Annotated in this window: 18 protein-coding genes; 11 read left to right on the top strand and 7 right to left on the bottom strand. The window is 68.9% G+C overall.

Annotation, left to right across the window (positions count from 1 at the left end):
* Window positions 1-42: 42 nt before the first annotated feature.
* The gene (locus tag ACWH43_RS08715; RefSeq protein WP_158444394.1) at window positions 43-1,257 is read right to left on the bottom strand and encodes an NADP-dependent isocitrate dehydrogenase; all 1,215 of its coding nucleotides are present in this window, start codon (window positions 1,255-1,257) and stop codon (window positions 43-45) included.
* 210 nt (window positions 1,258-1,467) lie between these two features.
* On the opposite strand from ACWH43_RS08715, the gene ACWH43_RS08710 reads away from it, so the two are divergent.
* The 3 genes from ACWH43_RS08710 to ACWH43_RS08700 all read left to right on the top strand — a co-directional run bounded on the left by ACWH43_RS08710 (window position 1,468) and on the right by ACWH43_RS08700 (window position 3,846).
* The gene (locus ACWH43_RS08710) at window positions 1,468-2,283 is read left to right on the top strand and encodes a hypothetical protein (RefSeq protein WP_158444393.1); all 816 of its coding nucleotides are present in this window, start codon (window positions 1,468-1,470) and stop codon (window positions 2,281-2,283) included.
* Window positions 2,284-2,377: 94 nt separating this feature from the next.
* Entirely contained in the window at window positions 2,378-3,115 is a 738-nt protein-coding gene (locus tag ACWH43_RS08705; RefSeq protein WP_158444392.1) for an SDR family NAD(P)-dependent oxidoreductase, read from the top strand.
* A gap of 185 nt (window positions 3,116-3,300) precedes the next feature.
* Window positions 3,301-3,846, top strand: a complete 546-nt coding sequence (locus ACWH43_RS08700; RefSeq protein ID WP_448153439.1) for a 2,4'-dihydroxyacetophenone dioxygenase family protein — start codon at window positions 3,301-3,303, stop codon at window positions 3,844-3,846.
* 158 nt (window positions 3,847-4,004) lie between these two features.
* Here ACWH43_RS08700 and ACWH43_RS08695 read toward each other — a convergent pair whose 3' ends face one another.
* Window positions 4,005-4,412, bottom strand: coding sequence for a flagellar assembly protein FliX (locus tag ACWH43_RS08695; protein WP_158444391.1), 408 nt, complete (start codon window positions 4,410-4,412; stop codon window positions 4,005-4,007).
* Between the two features lie 309 nt (window positions 4,413-4,721).
* On the opposite strand from ACWH43_RS08695, the gene ACWH43_RS08690 reads away from it, so the two are divergent.
* From ACWH43_RS08690 to flaF, 8 genes are all read left to right on the top strand, one after another.
* Window positions 4,722-5,828, top strand: a complete 1,107-nt coding sequence (locus ACWH43_RS08690) for a flagellar basal body P-ring protein FlgI (protein WP_375796984.1) — start codon at window positions 4,722-4,724, stop codon at window positions 5,826-5,828.
* A complete protein-coding gene (locus ACWH43_RS08685; protein ID WP_158444389.1) occupies window positions 5,828-6,181 on the top strand; it encodes a rod-binding protein in 354 nt (117 codons plus the stop codon). The genes ACWH43_RS08690 and ACWH43_RS08685 overlap by 1 nt, the downstream gene beginning before the upstream one ends.
* Window positions 6,182-6,183: 2 nt before the next feature.
* On the top strand, window positions 6,184-6,672 hold the full coding sequence (locus ACWH43_RS08680) for a hypothetical protein (RefSeq protein ID WP_158444388.1): 489 nt from the start codon (window positions 6,184-6,186) through the stop codon (window positions 6,670-6,672).
* A 178-nt stretch (window positions 6,673-6,850) separates the two neighbouring features.
* Window positions 6,851-7,303, top strand: a complete 453-nt coding sequence (locus ACWH43_RS08675; RefSeq protein ID WP_158444387.1) for a hypothetical protein — start codon at window positions 6,851-6,853, stop codon at window positions 7,301-7,303.
* A 265-nt stretch (window positions 7,304-7,568) separates the two neighbouring features.
* Window positions 7,569-8,963, top strand: a complete 1,395-nt coding sequence (locus ACWH43_RS08670; protein ID WP_260347764.1) for a flagellin N-terminal helical domain-containing protein — start codon at window positions 7,569-7,571, stop codon at window positions 8,961-8,963.
* A 188-nt stretch (window positions 8,964-9,151) separates the two neighbouring features.
* Window positions 9,152-10,555: a flagellin N-terminal helical domain-containing protein gene (locus tag ACWH43_RS08665; RefSeq protein ID WP_158446964.1), complete on the top strand. Its 1,404-nt coding sequence runs from the start codon at window positions 9,152-9,154 to the stop codon at window positions 10,553-10,555.
* A gap of 41 nt (window positions 10,556-10,596) precedes the next feature.
* Window positions 10,597-10,989, top strand: coding sequence for a flagellar biosynthesis repressor FlbT (flbT, locus tag ACWH43_RS08660; protein WP_158446965.1), 393 nt, complete (start codon window positions 10,597-10,599; stop codon window positions 10,987-10,989).
* Entirely contained in the window at window positions 10,973-11,344 is a 372-nt protein-coding gene (flaF, locus tag ACWH43_RS08655; protein WP_158446966.1) for a flagellar biosynthesis regulator FlaF, read from the top strand. The genes flbT and flaF overlap by 17 nt, the downstream gene beginning before the upstream one ends.
* A gap of 88 nt (window positions 11,345-11,432) precedes the next feature.
* Here the strand turns inward: flaF and ACWH43_RS08650 are convergent, their stop codons facing one another.
* From ACWH43_RS08650 to ACWH43_RS08630, 5 genes are all read right to left on the bottom strand, one after another.
* Window positions 11,433-12,956: a flagellin gene (locus tag ACWH43_RS08650; RefSeq protein WP_158446967.1), complete on the bottom strand. Its 1,524-nt coding sequence runs from the start codon at window positions 12,954-12,956 to the stop codon at window positions 11,433-11,435.
* Between the two features lie 7 nt (window positions 12,957-12,963).
* Window positions 12,964-14,811 carry a flagellar hook-associated protein FlgK gene (gene flgK, locus ACWH43_RS08645; protein ID WP_158446968.1) on the bottom strand — a complete coding sequence of 616 codons (1,848 nt, stop codon included), beginning with the start codon at window positions 14,809-14,811 and terminating at the stop codon, window positions 12,964-12,966.
* Between the two features lie 127 nt (window positions 14,812-14,938).
* Window positions 14,939-16,339, bottom strand: coding sequence for a flagellar hook protein FlgE (locus tag ACWH43_RS08640; RefSeq protein ID WP_158446969.1), 1,401 nt, complete (start codon window positions 16,337-16,339; stop codon window positions 14,939-14,941).
* A 177-nt stretch (window positions 16,340-16,516) separates the two neighbouring features.
* Window positions 16,517-17,554 carry a YcjF family protein gene (locus tag ACWH43_RS08635; RefSeq protein ID WP_260347762.1) on the bottom strand — a complete coding sequence of 346 codons (1,038 nt, stop codon included), beginning with the start codon at window positions 17,552-17,554 and terminating at the stop codon, window positions 16,517-16,519.
* A 13-nt stretch (window positions 17,555-17,567) separates the two neighbouring features.
* Entirely contained in the window at window positions 17,568-19,013 is a 1,446-nt protein-coding gene (locus ACWH43_RS08630) for a YcjX family GTP-binding protein (protein WP_375796978.1), read from the bottom strand.

Below are 19,013 nucleotides of genomic sequence, written 5' to 3'. Positions count from 1 at the left end.
CGGCCGGGCTTTCATTCTGGAAGCGCTGCGCAGCGCCCGTAATCAGGCGGCCATCGCCTTCTTCATGTTCTCGCTGACCTTCTCAAGGAAGCCGGTGGTCGAGAGCCATTTCTGGTCGGCGCCGACCAGCAGCGCCAGGTCCTTGGTCATGTCGCCGGCCTCGACGGTGTCGACCGTGACCTTCTCGAGCAGCTTGGCGAACCTGGCCAGCTCCTCGTTGTTGTCGAGCTTGGCGCGGTGGCTGAGGCCGCGGGTCCAGGCGAAGATCGAGGCGATCGAGTTCGTCGAGGTCTCGTTGCCCTTCTGGTGCTCGCGATAGTGGCGGGTGACGGTGCCGTGCGCGGCCTCGGCCTCGACGGTCTTGCCGTCCGGCGTCATCAGCACGGAGGTCATCAGGCCGAGCGAGCCGAAGCCCTGCGCCACGGTGTCGGACTGCACGTCGCCGTCATAGTTCTTGCAGGCCCAGACATAGCCGCCCGACCATTTCAGCGCCGAGGCGACCATGTCGTCGATCAGGCGGTGCTCATAGGTGATGCCGGCCTTGTCGAAATCGGCCTTGAACTCGGCCTCGTAGACCTCCTGGAAGATGTCCTTGAAGCGGCCGTCATAGGCCTTGAGGATGGTGTTCTTGGTCGAGAGATAGACCGGGTACTTGCGCAGCAGGCCGTAGTTCAGCGAGGCGCGGGCGAAGTCCCGGATCGACTCGTCGAGATTGTACATCGCCATGGTGACGCCGGAGCCGGGAGCCTTGAAGACCTCCTTTTCGATCACCTGGCCGTCCTCGCCGACGAACTTGATCGAGAGCGTGCCCTTGGTCGGGAACTTGAAGTCGGTGGCGCGGTACTGGTCGCCATAGGCGTGGCGGCCGACGACGATCGGCTTGGTCCAGCCCGGCACCAGGCGCGGCACGTTCTTGCAGATAATCGGCTCGCGGAAGATCACGCCGCCGAGGATGTTGCGGATCGTGCCGTTGGGCGACTTCCACATCTCCTTGAGGTTGAACTCCTTCACGCGGGCCTCGTCCGGCGTGATGGTGGCGCATTTCACCGCGACGCCGTGCTTCTTGGTGGCGTTGGCGGCGTCGATGGTGACCTGGTCGTTGGTGGCGTCGCGGTTCTCGACCGAGAGATCGTAGTATTCGAGCGGCAGGTCGAGATAGGGGAAGATCAGCGTGTCCTTGATCTTCTGCCAGATGATGCGGGTCATCTCGTCGCCGTCCATGTCGACGACCGGGTTGGCGACCTTGATCTTGCTCATGCGATGACCCCTGTGCTCTCCAGATAGAACGTCTCGGGCTCCGGCTTGTGGGCGCAGCCCGCGGCTGGGTCGCTTCCTAGCGGGTTCGGGCCGGCGGGGGAAGCGCGGCTTTCGGGCAATCCGTCGCGGCCCGATGTTGCACTGCCGCAAAATCGGCGCCTTCCCCGCCTAGCCTGACCTGCCGCTCGTCATAGCGACAGGACGAACGACGTGCCTCGCACCACCATCATGCCCGCCGCCCCGGCCCGGACGGCGCTCCTCCTCGCCGGCCTGTTCGGCTGCGGCTCCGCCCCGGCCCAGGCGGCGAGCCCGGACGCCGCCGTCCAGCTCCCGATTCCGCGCGGCGCCCTGCTCGACCCCGCGGCCGGGGAGATGGGCCCGGCCGAGGCCGCGGCGGCAGGCCCCGAGGCCGTGATGTTCAACCCCAACCTGGCGGCGATCGGCCGGGCGGGCGCCGCGTCCGGCGCGCATCTGCGCGCCCGCGCCCCCATCCCGGTCGACATCATCCGCAAGGGCTTCGCGGCGCGCGAGACGATGGCCAGCGCGCAGGAGGACCGCTCCGTCGGCTTCAAGCTCGGGCGGGACGTCTTTTCGCTCTCGACCAGCCTGACGACGCCGGCGCAGGCCGGCGCTGCGCGCGACGCGAAGCTCGGCTGGCGCTGGGCGCAGCCGGTCTCCAGCGGCCCGGGCCTGATCTGGGGCGTCTCCGCCGGCGGCAGCGGCGCGGTCGGCGGCAAGCCCGAGCAGACCGGCGACGCCCTGATCGGCTATCGCCGGCAGCTCTTTCCGCATCTGACCCTGACGACGCAGCTCTGCATGGCCGGCACTTACGTCTTCGCGCCGGATGACGGCTTCCATTCGGCCGTGACGCCCGAGGTCAAGCTTTCGGTCGATCTCGCCAGGATGGCGGACCTGCCGTGGCAGGCCTCGCTCGACCTCGCCCTCGCCCGCAAGCTGCCGCTCGTCGCCAGCGACTACGAGACGCGCGGCACCGCACGGCTGTCGCTGAAATACACCTGGCAATAATGCGCCCGGTACCGGCGCCGGCAGGCCGCAGGCTCATGGCGGCCTGCGGCGGGCGCGCTTCCCCATCGCCGGCCGGCGCTCTACCCTCCGGCGCATGACATCGTCGACTTCGTCCAAATTCGCTCTCGTCACCGGCGGCACGCGCGGCATCGGCGCCGGCGCCGCCCTCTCCCTCGCCCGCGCCGGCTACGCGGTCCTCGCCACCGGCCTCACGGAGGAGGAGGTCGCCGCCGCGCCGGCCCATCCCGCCATCCGCCACGCCCGCCTCGACGTGACCCGCGACGACGAGGTCGCCGCCATCGTCGCGTCCTGCCCCCGGCTCGACGCGCTGGTGAACTGCGCCGGCATGATCCAGCGCGGCGGCAAGGAATTCGAGATCGACGCCTTCCGCCTGACCATCGAGGTCAACCTCAACGGCACGATGCGAATGTGCCTCGCCGCGAAGAACAGGCTCGCCGCCAAGGCAGCGGACAAGCAGGGCGGCGCCATCGTCAACACCGCCTCGATGCTGACCTTCCACGGCTCGGCCTTCGCGCCGGGCTATGCCGCCTCGAAAGGCGGCGTCGGCCAGCTCACCAAGTCGCTCGCGGCCGCCTGGGCGCAGGACGGCATCCGCGTCAATGCCGTCGCCCCCGGCTGGATCGCGACCGAGCTCACCCGGCCGCTGGTCGAGGATGCCGAGCGCTCGTCCCCGATCCTCGCCCGCACCCCCATGGGCCGCTGGGGCGAGCCCGGCGATGTCGGGGGCGCCATCGCCTTCCTCCTCTCGGACGCGGCGCAGTTCGTCACCGGCGCGATCCTGCCGGTCGATGGCGGCTACCTCGCGGTTTAGGGCGCCCTTCCTCTAACCGGGCACGGCACCGGCCAGCCTCCCCGGACGGCTTGGCCGCCAGGGGCCCCGCGCGATGGCGGAAGCGGCCCGGTCCCGGAAAGCGGTTCCGCTCCAGGAACTTGGGCGGAAACGTTGAATCAAGTTGGATGCCAGTTGAATCAGAATATCAGCACGGGAGAAACGCCATGAACACCACCAGCCCGATGCCCGTCGCCGCCACGACGGAGGAACGCTGGACGCCCTATCGCCATCCCCAGCCGAAGGAATTGCCGCCGGAGCTGATCGTCCCGAACGTCATCCCGGCCGACGAGCGCGTCTGGGTGCCGGTCGACGACAATGTCTGGTTCCGCCCCCTGCTCTTCTGCGTCTCGCGCGGCTACTGGATGAACCTGCTCAAGGTCCGCCGCGCCGGGGTGCTCTCGCGCCACCGCCATCCGCTGCCGGTGCATGGCTATGTGCTCAAGGGCAAGTGGCGCTACCTGGAGCATGACTGGGTCGCGACCGAAGGCTCCTATGTCTACGAGGCGCCCGGCGAGACGCATACGCTGGTGGTCGACCCGGACGTCGAGGAGATGATCACCATGTTCCAGGTCAACGGCGCGATGATCTATGTCGATCCGGACGGCAAATGCCTGGGCTATGACGACGTCTTCACCCGCATCGACAAATGCCGGGCGCATTACGCGGAGAACGGCCTCGGCGCGGATTACGTCGACCAGTTCATCCGCTGAAACGCGCCCGCTGTCATTCCGGGGCATTGCGCAGCGATGAGGCCGGAAGCCAGGGCCGAAACGTTTTTCATCGAAGCGGGCCGATCATGGCCTGCGCGACAGGCGTGCCGGTTCCGGGCTCGGGCCTCCGGCCCGCCCCGGAATGACGGCGGAGCGGCTCACCGTCCGAGCTTCGCCAGCTCCACCGCCGCGCGCAGCTCGATATGCGCCAGAACCTCGTCGAGGCGCGGATCGTCGGTGGTCTCCCGCCTGAGCGCCAGCGCGTGCCGCAGGCGCTCCAGCTCCGAGGGCAGCACCCGGCCCGAAAGCAGCGCCGCCTTCAGCCGGTCGAGCCCGTCGAGCAGGTCATGGCCGCGCCGGGCCTGGCGCCGCTTGCGCTCCTGCTGGTCCTCCTGCGCCTGCACCGCCAGCAGCGTGTCGAGCGGTCCGGCCGCGGCCGGGCCGGCGCTGCGGGCCGGGGCTTCGCTCTCCGGGGCCGGAAGCGTGAAGGAGGAAGCGCCGGCGCGCTTCGCCGAACTGGCCGGACTGGCGCCCGCGACGGGCGCGCGCTGGTCGATCCTGATCATGGCGGCCTCACTGAAACATCGGATCGGGAGGACGAGCCGGTCGCCGGGCGCCGATGCGAGCATGCAAAACGTTAACGAAAGCTTGGGGCCGCAGGGTTAACAGCCGGTAAACCGCCCGGCAGAAACTGCCGCCCCGGCAGGATCGGCACGCCGCCCCGCCCGCCCTGCGCCGGCGCATTTTCCATAACCAACTGACGAACAAGGATTTTCGACTTCGGCAGAACTGGCACGCCTCTCGCAAGGGGAAAGCGAGTTTCGCACATGAGCATCGGAAGCCCCATGTTTCGCCTGCCCGCCCTGAGATCGCTGATGCGGCCGCTCGTCGGCCTGCTCGCGCTCGGCCTCAGCCTGCCGGCGCAGCCCGCCTTCGCGCTGTCCCGCATCAAGGACCTCGCTTCCGTCGAGGGCGTGCGCTCCAACCAGCTCCTCGGCTACGGCATCGTGGTCGGCCTCAACGGCACCGGCGACACGCTCAACAACACGCCCTTCACCAAGCAGTCGCTGCAGGCGATGCTGGAGCGGCTCGGCGTCAACACCCGCGGCGCCAACATGCGCACCGCCAATGTCGCCGCCGTGATGGTCACCGCCAACCTGCCGCCCTTCGCGACGCAAGGCACCCGCCTCGACGTCACCGTCTCGGCGATGGGCGATTCCAAGTCGCTCCAGGGCGGCACGCTGCTGGTCACGCCGCTGCTCGGCGCCGATGGCGAGGTCTATGCGGTCTCGCAGGGCCCGGTCGCGATCTCCGGCTTCTCGGCCGAGGGCGAGGCCAGCAAGATCACCCGCGGCGTGCCCACCGTCGGGCGCATCGCCAATGGCGGCGTGGTCGAGCGCGAGATCGACTTCGCGCTGAACAAGCTCTCGACGCTGCGCCTGTCGCTGCGCAACCCGGACCTGACCACGGCGCGCCGCGTCGCCGCCGCGATCAACGACTTCATCGGCGGCGATTCCGCCGAGCCGACCGATCCCTCGACCGTGGTGCTCCAGATCCCGCCGCGCTTCAAGGGCAACATGATCAAGCTGCTGACCGATATCGAGCAGTTGCGCGTCGAGCCGGACCAGGGCGCCCGCGTCGTCATCGACGAGCGTTCCGGCGTCATCGTCATGGGCAAGGATGTGCGCGTCTCCACCGTCGCCGTGGCGCAGGGCAACCTCACCGTGACGATCAGCGAGCAGCCGCAGGTCTCGCAGCCCGAGCCCTTCTCGCGCGGGGGGCAGACGGTCGTGGTGCCGCGCACCAGCGTCAAGGTCGACACCGAGGGCGGCAACAAGCTCGCTTTGGTCAAGGAGAGCGTGACGCTCGCCGAGCTCGTCGACGGGCTGAACGCGCTCGGCATCGGCCCCCGCGACCTGATTTCCATTCTCCAGGCCATCAAGTCGGCGGGCGCGCTGCAGGCCGAAATCGAGGTGATGTGATGACTGCCGCTCTCGCTCTCCCCGCCGCCAAACTCGCGCTCGGCGTCGCCGGCCAGGTCGTCGGCAAGGTCGCCGACGGCATCGCCGACGCGCTCGACCCGGCCAAGGCCAAGGCCAGGAAGCAGGCCGAGGATTTCGAGGCGATGTTCCTCGAGCAGATGACCCAGCATCTCTTCGCCGATACCGGCACCGAGGGGCCGCTCGGCGAGAACGGCACGGGCGGCGACATCTGGCGTTCGCAGCTCACCCAGCAATACGCCAAGCAGATCCAGAAGGCCGGCGGCGTCGGCGTCTCCGACCAGATCCTGCGCGAGATGCTGAGCCTGCAGGCGCAGGCCTCGACGAGGAGCTGAGCATGGCGGCGACAGGACGCATTCTCGACGAGCGGCCGCGCATCGCCGGCGCGGGCGAGGCCCGCATGCTGGTCGAGACCGTGCTGGAATCCCTCGCCGCGCTGGCGCATCTCGTCGGCGAGGAGACCGAGCTCGTCCGCGCCGGCCGCCTGCCGGAGGCGATGACGCGCGAGCCGCGCAAGACCGAGCTCGCCGGCATCTACATGCGCGGCGTCGAGCAGGTGAAGCTCAATGCCGTCGCGCTCGCCCGCTTCGCGCCCGAGCAGGTGAAGCGGCTGAAGGAGGCGCACCACGCCTTCCAGGGGCTGATCGAGACCAACCAGATCGTGCTGGCGACGGCGCGGGCCGTCTCCGAATCGATGATCCGGGACCTCGCCGCCGATGCCAACAGGCCGATGCGGGCGAATGGCTACGGCCCCACCGCAACGGTCGGCGCCGGCGTCTTCGCACGCCCGAATTCTGGCCCGCTGGTCGTGTCCCGGCGGCTGTGACGCCCCTCCCGCCGCGCCGCCCCAGGCCCGCGGCAGGGCACCTCGCGCTATTTACCTAATTTCCTAACGCGCGATTCAATCATTTCCGGCAGTCTCGCCAGGATCGGACGGGTATGCCTGTCCGCCAAGCCATGAAACGGCGCGACGGCGCCGTCGAGAGCTCCAGAAGGAGTGCGATATGGACTTTGGCAATGTCCCGAAGGTCGCCGCCGCGGCCGGCATGCCTGTCGTTGCCCGCGCCGACGTCGCCGCCCAGCCCGGCAGCGTGGCCGTCGACCTCCCGCCCGAAAAGACCGTTCAGTCCGCTTCCGCCGGCGATGCCGTCCATGTCGATGTCCGCGCCCAGGAGCGCGACGCCCGCAGCCGCGCCGCCGGCGAGCGCCGCAGCTTCGAGCGCGAGCAGAACGGCCGCGCCGCCGACAAGACGCTGGACGAGAGCGTCGAGCGCAAGCTCGTCATCGACCCCCGCACCCGCGCCCTCGTGCTGCAGAAGAAGGACCGGCAGACCGGCGAGACGGTCTTCCAGCTTCCCGACGAGGCCACGCTGAAGCTGCGCGCCTATTCGCGCGAGCTCTCCGAGCGCGCCCGCGAGGCCGACGAGGCCCCTCCCCGGGTCGAGCGCACGGCCTGAGCCGCCTCCCATTCCAGGGACCATGCCCGATCAAGCCGCCCGCCCGCCAGCGGGCGGTTGTCGTTCGCGGCGGCCGTCCCGACCGGACCCCGCCGGAGGCCGGGCGGTTAAGCCGCCCTTAACCACCTTCGCGCGCGGCCGGCATCGCCAACAATTCGACCGGCGAAATTTACCTCTTGTTACGGGTGGTGCGGCGAGTGTTGCCCGTGTCCAGCCAGAACGGCTGCGACGCCAGAAGGCATCTTACCAGAAAGGTAGCATCACGATGGCCATCTCCCTCTCGGCGAACGTCCGCAACAACCTGACGTCGCTGCAATCCATCACCGCCCAGGCCGCCGCCGTCCAGAACCGTCTCGCCACCGGCAAGAAGGTCAACACGGCCGTCGACAATCCGGTGAACTACTTCACGGCCCAGTCGCTCAACAGCCGCTCGGATGCGCTCAAGGGCCTGCTCGACGGCATGTCGAACGGCATCCAGACCATCCAGGCCGCCTCGAAGGGCATCGACGGCATCACCAAGCTCGTCAACTCGATGCAGTCGACGATCAAGCAGGCCCAGTCCGACGCCGCCCAGAACCGTCCGACGGCGACCGGCACGGCGCTCGTCTCCACGGCCGAGAAGATCGCGACCAACAAGAGCCTGAAGGATATCGCGCTCGACAAGGCGATCGTCAACGACAACGGCGCCGACGCCGATGCCGCGACCGCGAGCTATGCCGGCAATATCGGCGTTGCTGCTCCCGCCGCCGGCACCGCCGGCAAGATGCTGGCAATCAGCATCAAGGCCGGAGACAACGCCTACGAGGCCACCTTCAACGCCGCGAACATGACCGTCCGCGACGTCGTCAACGAAATCAACAAATCCGGCATCGCCACCGCCTTCGTCGACGAGAAGGGCCAGTTCAACGTCAAGGGCACCGGCTCCGAGACGCTCCAATTCGGCTTCGGCGCCGCCGACATCACGGCGGCGAATCCAGCCGCTCCGACCGACACGGAGCTCGAGACCGCCAGGACCGCAGCCCTGACCAACTCCAAGGACAACGACGCGACGACGCCGCTCAACAGCAACGCCGCGCTCGGGCTCGCCAGCAACAGCTACGATGTCGGCACCACCGCCTCCAACGTCACCTCGGCGGTGCGCTCGAACCTGATCCAGCAGTTCAACGACCTGCGCACGCAGATCGACGAGCTCGCCAAGGATTCGAGCTTCAACGGCATCAACCTTCTCGCCGGCGACCAGCTCAGCATCGCCTTCAACGAGAAGACCGGCGCCAACCAGAGCAAGATGAACATCCAGGGCTCGGTCGTTACTGCCGAGAATCTCGGCATCTCCCAGGCGGTCAACACCCAGATCGACGGGCTGTTCAACTTCCAGAACGACAACGATCTCGGCAAGGCGTCCGACGCCCTGAACAGCGCGCTGACCTCGCTGAAGTCGCTGTCCTCGACCTTCGGCGCGCAGCTCTCGGTCGCCAACACCCGCCAGGACTTCACCAAGGGCCTGGCCGACACGCTGACGGTCGGCGCCGACAATTTGGTCAACGCCGACGCCAACGAGGAAGCCGCCAACCTGCTCTCGCTGCAGACCCGTCAGCAGCTCTCGCAGACGGCCCTCTCGCTGGCCTCCCAGTCCGACCAGGCGGTCCTGCGCCTGTTCTGATCCTTCGTCCGCAGAAGCGGGCCCGCCCACAGGATGTGGGCCGAAGACAAAAGGCGGCGGGGCCCTGCTCCGCCGCCTTTCGCATCGCCGCCGCCGGTCCGCGCGATTAAGATTTTATTATCCTTAACGAGGAATGATCCCCGCATACCAACGGGTCAGCGCCGAATCGCGCTCTCAGGGGATCGAAGATGGCGAATACGATTCTTTCCAGCGGCGTGCGCAACAATCTCCTGACCTTGCAGCAGACCGCGGCGCAGCAGAGCATCATCCAGAATCGCCTTGCCACCGGCAAGAAGGTCAATTCCGCCATCGACAATCCGGTGAACTATTTCACCTCGATGGGGCTGAACGACCGCGCCACCCAGCTCACCGGCCTGCTCGACGGCATGTCGAACGGCATCCAGACCATCCAGTCCGCCTCGAAGGGCATCGACGGCATCATCAAGCTCGTCAACTCGATGCAGTCGACGATCAAGCAGGCCCAGTCCGACGCCGCCCAGAACCGTCCGACGACGACCGGCACGGCGCTCGTCTCCACGGCCGAGAAGATCGCGACCAACAAGAGCCTGAAGGACATCGCGCTCGACAAGGCGATCGTCAACGACAACGGCGCCGACGCCGATGCCGCGACCGCGAGCTATGCCGGCAATATCGGCGTTGCTGCTCCCGCCGCCGGCACCGCCGGCAAGATGCTGGCAATCAGCATCAAGGCCGGAGACAACGCCTACGAGGCCACCTTCAACGCCGCGAACATGACCGTCCGCGACATCGTCAACGAAATCAACAAATCGGGCATCGCCACCGCCTTCGTCGACGAGAAGGGCCAGTTCAACGTCAAGGGCACCGGCTCCGAGACGCTCCAGTTCGGCTTCGGCGCCGCCGACATCACGGCGGCGAATCCAGCCGCTCCGACCGACACGGAGCTCGAGACCGCCAGGACCGCGGCCCTGACCAACTCCAAGGACAACGACGCGACGACGCCGCTCAACAGCAACGCCGCGCTCGGGCTCGCCAGCAACAGCTACGATGTCGGCACCACCGCCTCCAACGTCACCTCGGCCGTGCGCTCGAACCTGATCCAGCAGTTCAACGACCTGCGCACGCAGATCGACGAGCTCGCCAAGGATTCGAGCTTCAACGGCATCAACCTTCTCGCCGGAGACCGCCTCAGCATCGCCTTCAACGAGAAGACCGGCACCAACCAGACCAAACTGGACATCCAGGGCACCGTGGTGAGCGCCGAGAATCTCGGCATCTCCCAGGCGGTCAACACCCAGCTCGACGGGCTGTTCAACTTCCAGAACGACAACGATCTCGACAAGGCGACGAACGCCCTCAACGGCGCGCTGACCTCGCTGAAATCGCTGTCCTCGACGCTGGGCTCGAACCTCTCGGTCGCGCAGACGCGCCAGGACTTCACCAAGGAGCTGGTCAACACCTTGAAGACCGGCGCCGACAACCTCGTCCTCGCCGATCCCAACGAGGAAGGCGCCAGCCTGCTCGCGCTCAACACCCGTCAGCAGCTGTCGCAGACGGCCCTCTCGCTCGCCTCCCAGGCGGACCAGAGCGTGCTGCGCCTGTTCGGCGGCTGAGGCGCCCCCTTCCCTCCGCCAGCCAGAAGGCTCAGACAGACATGGCTCTCAAGGTCGAGCTCAAGCCGCGCGAGCGGATCATCGTCGGCCAGGTCGTCATCCGCAACGACGAGCAGCGCACGCGCTTCTTCATCGAGGGCGAGGCGCCGATCCTGCGCGAGAAGGACATCCTCACCGCCGCCACCGCCGACAGCCCGGCGAAGAAGATCTATTTCGCCATCCAGTTGATGTATCTGGCGCAGGATCCCACGCATCAGCACGAAGCCTTCTTCCAGCTCGTGCGCGATTTCGTGCAGGCGGCGCCGAGCGCTCTGCCGCATGTTCACGAGATCAATAACCGCATCTTAAGCGGCGATCTCTACAAGGCATTGAAGGCAGCCAAGAAGCTGATCGCCTACGAAGCGGAACTGATCGAGCATGCAAAACGGGTTTAGCGCCTATGCCGCCGCTGCCAGGACGGCCCAGACCGTCGTTTCGCCCCGCGAGCTCGAAGCCTCCCTGCTGATCAAGGCCGCCACCCGCCTCCAGTCCGTCGCCGACGACTGGGCCGGCCGCGAAGGCGAGCTGGACGAGGCCCTGACCTATAACCGCCGGCTCTGGACCCTGCTGGTCACGGCCGTCACCGCCGAAGACAATCCGCTGCCGGTGGGGATCAAGACCAACATCCTCGGCCTGGCGAACTTCATTTTCAACCACACCTTCCGGGTCGCCGCCGACCCGCAGCCGCAGCGCCTCGGCATCCTGATCAACATCAACCGCGAGATCGCGGCGGGCCTGCGCGGGCGCTGACCGCCGCCCGACCTGCCGGAGCCGAACGAAGGACGCCGCCCTCACGGGCGGCGTTTTCGCGTTCGGCTCCCGGGCGCGGGCCCGGCGGTCAGAGATAGTTGGTGAGCGAGAGCTTCGAAAGCATCGAGGTCACCTGATAGCTCGCCTGCAACTGCGTCTGCAGGGCGAGGATCTGCGTCGCCACCTCTTCCGTCGTCACGTTCTGGACCCCGGAAAGCGTGGTGGTGAGGTAGTCCTTGGTGCTCTGGTGGCGCTCCTTGGCGCCGGCGAGGGCCGTCTGCGCCGAGCCCAGCTCGGTGATGATCTCGGCCGGCTTCTGCGTGGTGCCGCCGAAGCCGAGCCGGTCCGCCACCCGCTCGGCCATGGCGTCGTAGCGCGCCTGCGACGCCGGGTCATCGGCGGGAAAGCTCTCGACCGCCATGATGCCGAACTGGGCCAGGCCGACCCGGAACGCCTCCTCGTTCGCCCGGGCGCCGGTGCCGACGACCTGCCCCTGGTCGACCTGGACGATCGCGGTGCCGCGCGCGCTGTCGGCGGCATCGTCGCCGCGATACCAAATCACCGTGTCGCTGACGCCGACATTGGTCGGGTCGGCCGTCGCCGTATAGGGGTCGGCCCCCGGCACCCGCACCGGCGGGTTGCCGGTGCTGCCGGCGAAGAAGGCCGCCGCCGCGACCTGGGACGAGGCGGCGGAGAGCGAGGTCTGCGCCGCAGTCTCGAGCCCCTTGCCGATGGCGTTCCGCAGATTGGCCGCCGTGGCGGCGGAATCGGCGCCGATCTCGAAGGAATCGGCGTCCGAGCCGGTCGTCCCCGGCGCCCGCGCGGTCAGGGTGACCTGCGCCTGGGTTCCGTCCGGCAGGTCGAGCGTGATGCTGACCTTGTCGCCGGGGGCGGGCTGGTCGGTGACGGCGATCGAGAACGCCGCCTTGGTCCCGGCCGGCAGCGGCGTCTGCGGCGTGACCGCGATGCCGGTTCCCGTGGCGGAAACGCTGCCGAGCTTGAAGCCGTAGCCGTGATCGGCATCCGACATCGCGATCGTCTCCGGCGTCTCCATCCCGAGCTGCAGCCGGCCGAGCCCGTCGCTGCCGAGATCGGCCTTCCGGCGCTCCTCGATCACCTGCCGCAGCCCGTCCTTGCCGGCGCTGCCGTTGATGATCTCGTCATAGCCCAGCGCCGGCTGGGTGTCCGAGGTCCGGCCGGAGAAGAGATAGCGCCCGTTGACGTTGCTGTTGAGCAGGTCGAGCGTCTGCTTGAACTTCTCCTGCGCCAGCACCTGCGGCGCCGTCTGGCCGGTCGAGCTGGCGAGATAGGTGTTCGAGCGCATGTCGTTGCGGCTCTCCGTCGCCATCTTGGCGAAGTTCTCGACGGCGCCGGACATCAGTTTCAGGTTGACGTCGGCGAGGCCGATGCCGGCGAGCCAGCCGTCGAGCGAGGAGAGCTTGGCGTTGAGATCGAGGCTGACGCGCCGGTCGATGCCGAGGTCGCCATAGCTCGTGCTGCGCTCCTTGGTGGCGAGCTGCCGCTGCAGATCGTCGAACTGGGTGCGGCTGGAGACGAAGCTGTCGGGCTTGGCCGAGCGATAGGCGCCGGAACCATAGGCGGTGATCGTCATGGCGGCCTCACACTCTCATCAGCATGTCCATCATCTCCTTGACCGTGGAGATGATGCGGGCATTGGCGGCATAGGCGTTCTGGAGCTCGATCAGCATCGACATTTCCTGGTCGATATTGACCTGCGCCGTCTCCTGGAAGCGGCTCTGGATCGAGGCGAGAGCGACCTGCTGGCCCTCGTCGAGCCGCTGGGCCGCCTCGACGGCCTGGCCTTGCGCGGAGACGACGCGCTGGACGAAGCTGCCGACCGTCCCCGAGAAGGGCGCCGTGCCGCCATCGGGCGAGGAGGAGTTGTCGAAGCTGCGGACATCGCGCGTCAGGCTGTCGAACAGCGCGCTGGCGCGGGCCGTGTCGCCGGCCGCCGTGCCGGGCGCGCCGGAGAGCAGCGCCCGGTTGGCGACGATGTCGGCGTTGACCGTGATCCGCGCCGCGAAGCCGACCTTGCGCGAGGCCTCGTCATAGGAGCCGGCGAAGGCCTGGTTGCCGGCGTCGACGAAGAGCGGCATCTCCGGCGTATCGGCATCGGCGCTCGTCACGGTCGTCTGGGCGCCGAGCCCCGCGACCCGTCCTCCCGGCTCGGTGATGCGCAGCAGGCCGGTGCCGGGGTTGGAGACGGTGAAGCCCGTCGCGCCATTGGCGTCGAGCGCGCTCTGGATCTGGCTGGCGATCGCGGCCGGGCCGGCCGAGAAGTCGATCGCGATCACCTTGTTGTTCGGGTCGCTGCCGATCGGCACGGTGACGCCGGCCGGCGCGTCGACGAAGGTGAAGCGCTGCGTGCCGGTGGCCGGGGGCGAGCTGTAGTCGAAGGTCAGCGTGTTGACGCGCTGCTTGTCGATGTCGAGCTCCAGCCCCGTGGGCGTGGTCGAGCCCGCCGGATAGGCCGCGCCCTGGATCGAGCGCTCCGACAGCGCCTTGGCCATCTGCGCGGCGATCTCGTCGAGCTGCGCCTGGGCCTTGACCAGGGTCTTGTCGCGCAGCTCGATATTCGCGGCGATCTCGCCGGAACGGAAGACGTTGTTGGTGATCGCGTCCGACACGCTGCCATTGGCGCTGCGCATCGTGATGGTGCCGACGCCGCGCTGGGCCGGGTCGGTGCTCCACTGGTCGTCGGGGCCGAGCCCGCTATGGGCGTCGAAGCTGAAGGTGACGGCCGGCTGCCCGTCGAAGAGCTGCGTGCCCGAGCCGGTCACGACGCTGATCGAGCCGCGCGCATCCTCCGTCGTCTTGATGTCGACATATTGCGACAGCTCGGACAGGATCAGGTCGCGCTGGTCCTTCAGGCTCGCGGTCGCGCTGTCGTTCGGCGCGGCGACGATCCGCGCATTCACCTTGGTCAGCGCACCGAGCAGGTCGTTGACCTTGGCGACGGCGGTCGCGATCCCGGTCTCGGCCTGGTCGCGCTGGGCCTGGATGCCGTTCGACAGGGTGTTGAGCTGCCGCGCCAGCAAGGCGGCGGAATCGACCACCTGCGAGCGCAGGCTGTAGGAGGAAGGGTCGTTCTGCAGCGACTGCAGCGCGCTGGTGAAGTTGTTGAAGATGGTGTCGAGCGCCGTGGCGCTGCCGGGCGCGCCATAGAGCTTGTCGAGGTTGGAGAGCGCGTTGGCGCGGGTCGCGGTATAGGCCGCGCCCGCCGATTCCTGCCAGAGCTGGCTCTGGACGATGGCGTCGAGCAGGCGCTGCACCTGCGTGCTCTGCACGCCGATGGTGAGGCCGCTCAGGCTGTCGCTGTTGGAGACGACGCGGCGGACATAGCCCGTCGTGCCGGCATTGGCGACGTTCTGCGAGACGACGCCGATGCCGACCTGGCTGGCGGTGAGGCCGCCGATCGCCGTATTGAGGGAGGTGCTCAGCCCCATCGTCGACTCCTGACGCGATGCGCGCCCCTTCTGGAACGCGGCAGCGGCGATCCGTCCGTCTGCTGCCGCATGGCCGTCCGGGAAGCGGCTGCCGCCTCCCGGCCCGGCGCCATGAGCGGAGGCCCGCTCAGCGGATGATGTTGAACACCGAGGTCAGCATCTCCTGCGCGGTGGTGATGACCTTGGTGTTGGCCGAATAGGCCTGCTGGGTGACGATCATCTTCGAGAATTCGTCGGCGATGTCGGTGTTCGACTGCTCGACGCTGCCGCCCACCATCTGCGAGGTGCCTAGCCCGATGATCGGCGGGCCGGATTCGATTGTCTCCTCGAAGGCGCCGCCATCGAGCCGCTTCAGCGAGTTGTCGGCGTTGAAACGGGCGACCGAGACCTGGGCGAGGGCCACGACCTGACCGTTGCTGAAGGTGCCGATCACCTGGCCCTCGGCCGAGACCGAGACGCGGTCGAGCGTGCCGGCGGTATAGCCGTCCTGGCGGATGCTGCGCGCGTCGATCTGGCCGCTGACGTCGCCGTTCTGGGTCACGCCGTTGCCGCCGGTCGTCAGGCTGATGCCGGAGATCGTCGTGCCGCCGATCGTCATGGTCGGCAGCGCGATGTCGCCGCTCGCCGGGGAGACCATCTGGCCGGTGGTGCCGAAGGTGATGGTCTGGCCGGCCTGGACATAGGCGACGTCGCCGGCCGCCGTCGCGCCGGTGTTCTGGGCGATGAACAGGCCCCAGGTGCCGGTCGTTGGCGGCGTCGCCGTCGAGTCGCCGTCGTCGATCTTGGCCCAGCGCATCTCGACGCTGGTGGCCTTGCCGAGCTCGTCATAGACGGTCACCGAGCCGCCGGGGATCGAGGTCGCCAGGAAGCTGCCAATGTTGTTGCCCATCACCGCGGCGTTGCCGGCATAGGGGTTGGGCGCGGCGCCCGCCGCCGTGACCGAGGCGGGATTGAGGAATTCGGAACCGCCCTGCGACTTCTGCGTCGTCCCCGGCACGGCCGGGATGTTGGCGCGGTACTCGATCGAGGTCGTCGCCTTGGCCGGGAACTGCTCCTTGGTGATGCGCAGCACTTCCGGCTGCGTGCCGATGAGCTGGCCGGTGACCTGGTCGATCTTCAGGCCCTTCAGGTAGTAGCCGGCGCCGTTGACGAGATAGCCGTTCGCATCGAAGTCGAAATCGCCGCGCCGGGTGTAGAGGTTCTGGTTGGCGAACTGCGTGTTGGCGCCGACGCCGCTCTGGCGCTGGTCGACCACGAAGAAGCCGTCGCCGTTGATCGCGATGTTGGTGTCGATGCGGGTCGGGTTGAGATCGCCCTGGATCGAGTTCGTCGCCTGGCTGAAGGCCGCGACCGAGCCGGCGACCTGCCGGTTCAGCGCCGCATCCGGCACCAGATCGGCGAAGGCGGTGTCGACCCGCTTGTAGCCGGCCGTCCGCGAGTTCGCGATGTTGCCGGAGATGTTCTCGAGCGCATAGGACTGCGCCGTCATGCCTGAAACCGCTGTCGTCAGCGCGCTGAAAACACCCATGGAACCCTCACCTCGACCGATGGCCCCCCAAGGGCCGCACACAACGTCGCGGTGAAGTCTGCATGCGCCATGCCAGCGGCGCGGCCTCGGTATTTCAGCGGGTTAGATCGTTTACGAAAGGTTTCGCGGCAATCCGCGCCGGGTAGAAACGCCCCGGGCCCGGCAGATTCTGCCGGGTCATTCCGCCTCGGCCTCGGCCTTGCCGGCGCGCCGGACCGCAAGGTCGCCGGCGACGTCGGACAGCGTCGGCGGCGTCGCCTCGACGAAGGGCAGCGGCCGGCAGACGGCCAGCGCCGCGAGCCCGATCCGGGCGGTGAGCATGCCGTTGATCACGCCCTCGCCGAGCTTGGCGGAAAGCCGCGCCGCGAGCCCCTGCCCCAGCACCTGCTGGACCACCGCGTCGCCCGCCGCCATGCCACCGGTCAGGACCAGATGGTTGAGGACCTGTCGCGCCAGCCGGAGCAAGCCGAGCGTGCCGGGCCGCCCGGCATAGATGCCGGCGATGGCGCGCAGCAGCCGGGCGCAGGCGACCAGCACGAACAGCACGTCGACCAGCGCCCGCGGGCTGACCGCCGTGACCAGCGAAACCCGCCGGGCCGCGATCGCGATCTGCGCCTGGGCCTGCCGGTCGAGCGGCACCAGCAGGCAGCGCTCCGCCACGCTCAGCACGTCGCGCGGCGCGAAGAGCTGGGGCAGCGCCGCCGCCAGCTCCGCCCGGCCCCGCGCGGCCTCGGCCCGCCCCCTGTAGAGCCCGGAAAGCTCGCCGGCGAGCGCCTTGGCCGCCTCGGTGCTGCCGCCGGACAGCAGGTCGCCGCCCTGCCGGTGCAGCGTCTCGACCTTGCGCTCGCGCAGGATGTCGCGCAGCACCCGCGCCAGCATCACCGCCAGGGCCAAGCCCGCCAGCGCGGCGCAGGCCAGCGCGGCATAGCCCAGCGCCGGGTTCTGGCGCATCAGCGCCGTGATCGTGTTCTCCACCCAGATTCCGGCCGCCAGCGCGAGGAAGCCGGAAAGCCCGGCGACGAAGAGCGAGCCCCAGGACAGCCCCAGCCCGAGGACGCCGCGCGGCCGGGGCGTCGTCCGCGCCGGCTCGCCGGCATCGATCGGCTCGCTCTCCGGCAGGATCGCGACGTCGCCCTGCCGGAGGGCGCCGTCCTCGGCCGCGATCTCCTCCGCGGCCCTGTCGCCGAGGAGGATCGCGCGCGGAGCCTTCGTCATCGTCCGGCCCTCCTCACGCCAGCCTGTCGCCGAGCAGGAATTCCAGCGCACGGTCGAGGCGGATCTGCGGCGGCGGCCTGGTCCGGCCGCCGGCATCGGCCTCGACCAGCGGCGGGCGGAAGCGCGGCGCCCGGATCTGCCAATGCGCATCGGAAGCGAAGATCGCCTCCGGCCGCTCCGGCAGCTCCCCCGGAAAGATCGCCGCCTTGGCGATGCCGTCGAAGACCTGCCCGTCGATCGCCTCGCCGGCTTCCGGCACGCCGGCGATGGCGGGCAGTTCCTCGCGCCCCTGCCGGATCCGCACCTCCTCCGTCGCCCGCACCGCCGCCAGCGCCATCGCCTCGACCTGCGCCCCGGCGCCCTGCGCGCGCGACAGCGCCCGCGCCACCAGATGCGACATCACCGCGGCGAGCCGGTCGTGGCTGGTGTGGTGGATATGGTCGGCCTTGGTCGCGGCGAAGAGCACGCGCTCGATGCGCGGCGCGAACAGGCTGGAGAGCCAGGAATTGCGCCCGACCGAGAAGGCGGCGAGCGCCTGCCCCAGCGCGGTTTCGAGATCGGCCAGCGCCGGCGCTCCGGCATCAAGCGCCGCCAGCACGTCGACCAGCACGATCTGCCGGTCGAGCCGGGCGAAATGGTCGCGGAAGAACGGCGCGACCACGACGCGCTTATAGGCCTCGAAGCGCTCCGCCATCAGCCCGGCGAGCGTGCCCGGCCGCGGCGCGCGGTCATGGCCGAGATCGAGGGCTGAGAAGGTCAGCGCCGGCGAGCCCTCGAGGTCGCCGGGCATCAGGAAGCGGCCGGGCGGCGTCACCGCCACCGCTTCGGGGTCGGCCCTGAGCCTCGCCAGATAATCCTTGAACAGGTCGCTCGCCGCCTCGGCAGCGAGCTCGTCGGGCGGCCCGTCCGGGTCGCGCGCGCCGAGATCGGCGAGCCAGCCGGCGGCGGCCTGCCGCCGGTGGGGCTTTCGCGCATCGGCCACGGCCTGGGCCGACCAGGCCTTGTAATCCTGCCCGATCAGGGCGAGGTCGAGCAGCCACTCGCCGGGATAGTCGACGATGTCGAGCGTCAGCGTCGCCGGCCCCTTGAACCAGCCGGAAGCGCGCTCGTAGTCGATCTCGACGCGCAGCTCCGAGATGCGCCGCGTCGACTCCGGCCAGCGCCGCCCGGGCCCGTTCATCGCGGCGCGATGCGCCTCATAGGGAAAGCGCGGCACGTCCGGGTCCGGCTGCGGCACCAGCCTGACGCGGGCGATGCGTCCCTGCGAGGCCGCCTTCAGCACCGGCAGCCGCGCCCCTTCCATCAGGTTCTGGATCAGGGCGGTGGTGAAGACGGTCTTGCCCGAGCGCGAGAGCCCGGTGACGCCGAGCCGCAGGCGCGGCCGCGCCAGCCCGAGCAGGCTGTCGCCGAAGGCCAGCGCCGCATTGCGGGCGGTATCGAGATAGGAGGTGTCGCTCAC

It is taken from the genome of Allobosea minatitlanensis, from assembly GCF_964020775.1.
This window is presented reverse-complemented; position numbering and strand designations above follow the sequence as displayed.

What these genes read in the sequence shown, in the direction of transcription:
- ACWH43_RS08705 (WP_158444392.1), top strand. Translation starts at nt 2,378, where the DNA reads ATGACATCGTCGACTTCGTCCAAATTCGCTCTCGTCACCGGCGGCACG.
- flgK (WP_158446968.1), bottom strand. Translation starts at nt 14,811, where the DNA reads ATGGGGCTGAGCACCTCCCTCAATACGGCGATCGGCGGCCTCACCGCC.
- ACWH43_RS08685 (WP_158444389.1), top strand. Translation starts at nt 5,828, where the DNA reads ATGACTGCCGCTCTCGCTCTCCCCGCCGCCAAACTCGCGCTCGGCGTC.
- ACWH43_RS08635 (WP_260347762.1), bottom strand. Translation starts at nt 17,554, where the DNA reads ATGACGAAGGCTCCGCGCGCGATCCTCCTCGGCGACAGGGCCGCGGAG.
- flaF (WP_158446966.1), top strand. Translation starts at nt 10,973, where the DNA reads ATGCAAAACGGGTTTAGCGCCTATGCCGCCGCTGCCAGGACGGCCCAG.
- ACWH43_RS08700 (WP_448153439.1), top strand. Translation starts at nt 3,301, where the DNA reads ATGAACACCACCAGCCCGATGCCCGTCGCCGCCACGACGGAGGAACGC.
- flbT (WP_158446965.1), top strand. Translation starts at nt 10,597, where the DNA reads ATGGCTCTCAAGGTCGAGCTCAAGCCGCGCGAGCGGATCATCGTCGGC.
- ACWH43_RS08640 (WP_158446969.1), bottom strand. Translation starts at nt 16,339, where the DNA reads ATGGGTGTTTTCAGCGCGCTGACGACAGCGGTTTCAGGCATGACGGCG.
- ACWH43_RS08680 (WP_158444388.1), top strand. Translation starts at nt 6,184, where the DNA reads ATGGCGGCGACAGGACGCATTCTCGACGAGCGGCCGCGCATCGCCGGC.
- ACWH43_RS08715 (WP_158444394.1), bottom strand. Translation starts at nt 1,257, where the DNA reads ATGAGCAAGATCAAGGTCGCCAACCCGGTCGTCGACATGGACGGCGAC.
- ACWH43_RS08695 (WP_158444391.1), bottom strand. Translation starts at nt 4,412, where the DNA reads ATGATCAGGATCGACCAGCGCGCGCCCGTCGCGGGCGCCAGTCCGGCC.
- ACWH43_RS08665 (WP_158446964.1), top strand. Translation starts at nt 9,152, where the DNA reads ATGGCGAATACGATTCTTTCCAGCGGCGTGCGCAACAATCTCCTGACC.
- ACWH43_RS08690 (WP_375796984.1), top strand. Translation starts at nt 4,722, where the DNA reads ATGCGGCCGCTCGTCGGCCTGCTCGCGCTCGGCCTCAGCCTGCCGGCG.
- ACWH43_RS08670 (WP_260347764.1), top strand. Translation starts at nt 7,569, where the DNA reads ATGGCCATCTCCCTCTCGGCGAACGTCCGCAACAACCTGACGTCGCTG.
- ACWH43_RS08650 (WP_158446967.1), bottom strand. Translation starts at nt 12,956, where the DNA reads ATGACGATCACCGCCTATGGTTCCGGCGCCTATCGCTCGGCCAAGCCC.
- ACWH43_RS08675 (WP_158444387.1), top strand. Translation starts at nt 6,851, where the DNA reads ATGGACTTTGGCAATGTCCCGAAGGTCGCCGCCGCGGCCGGCATGCCT.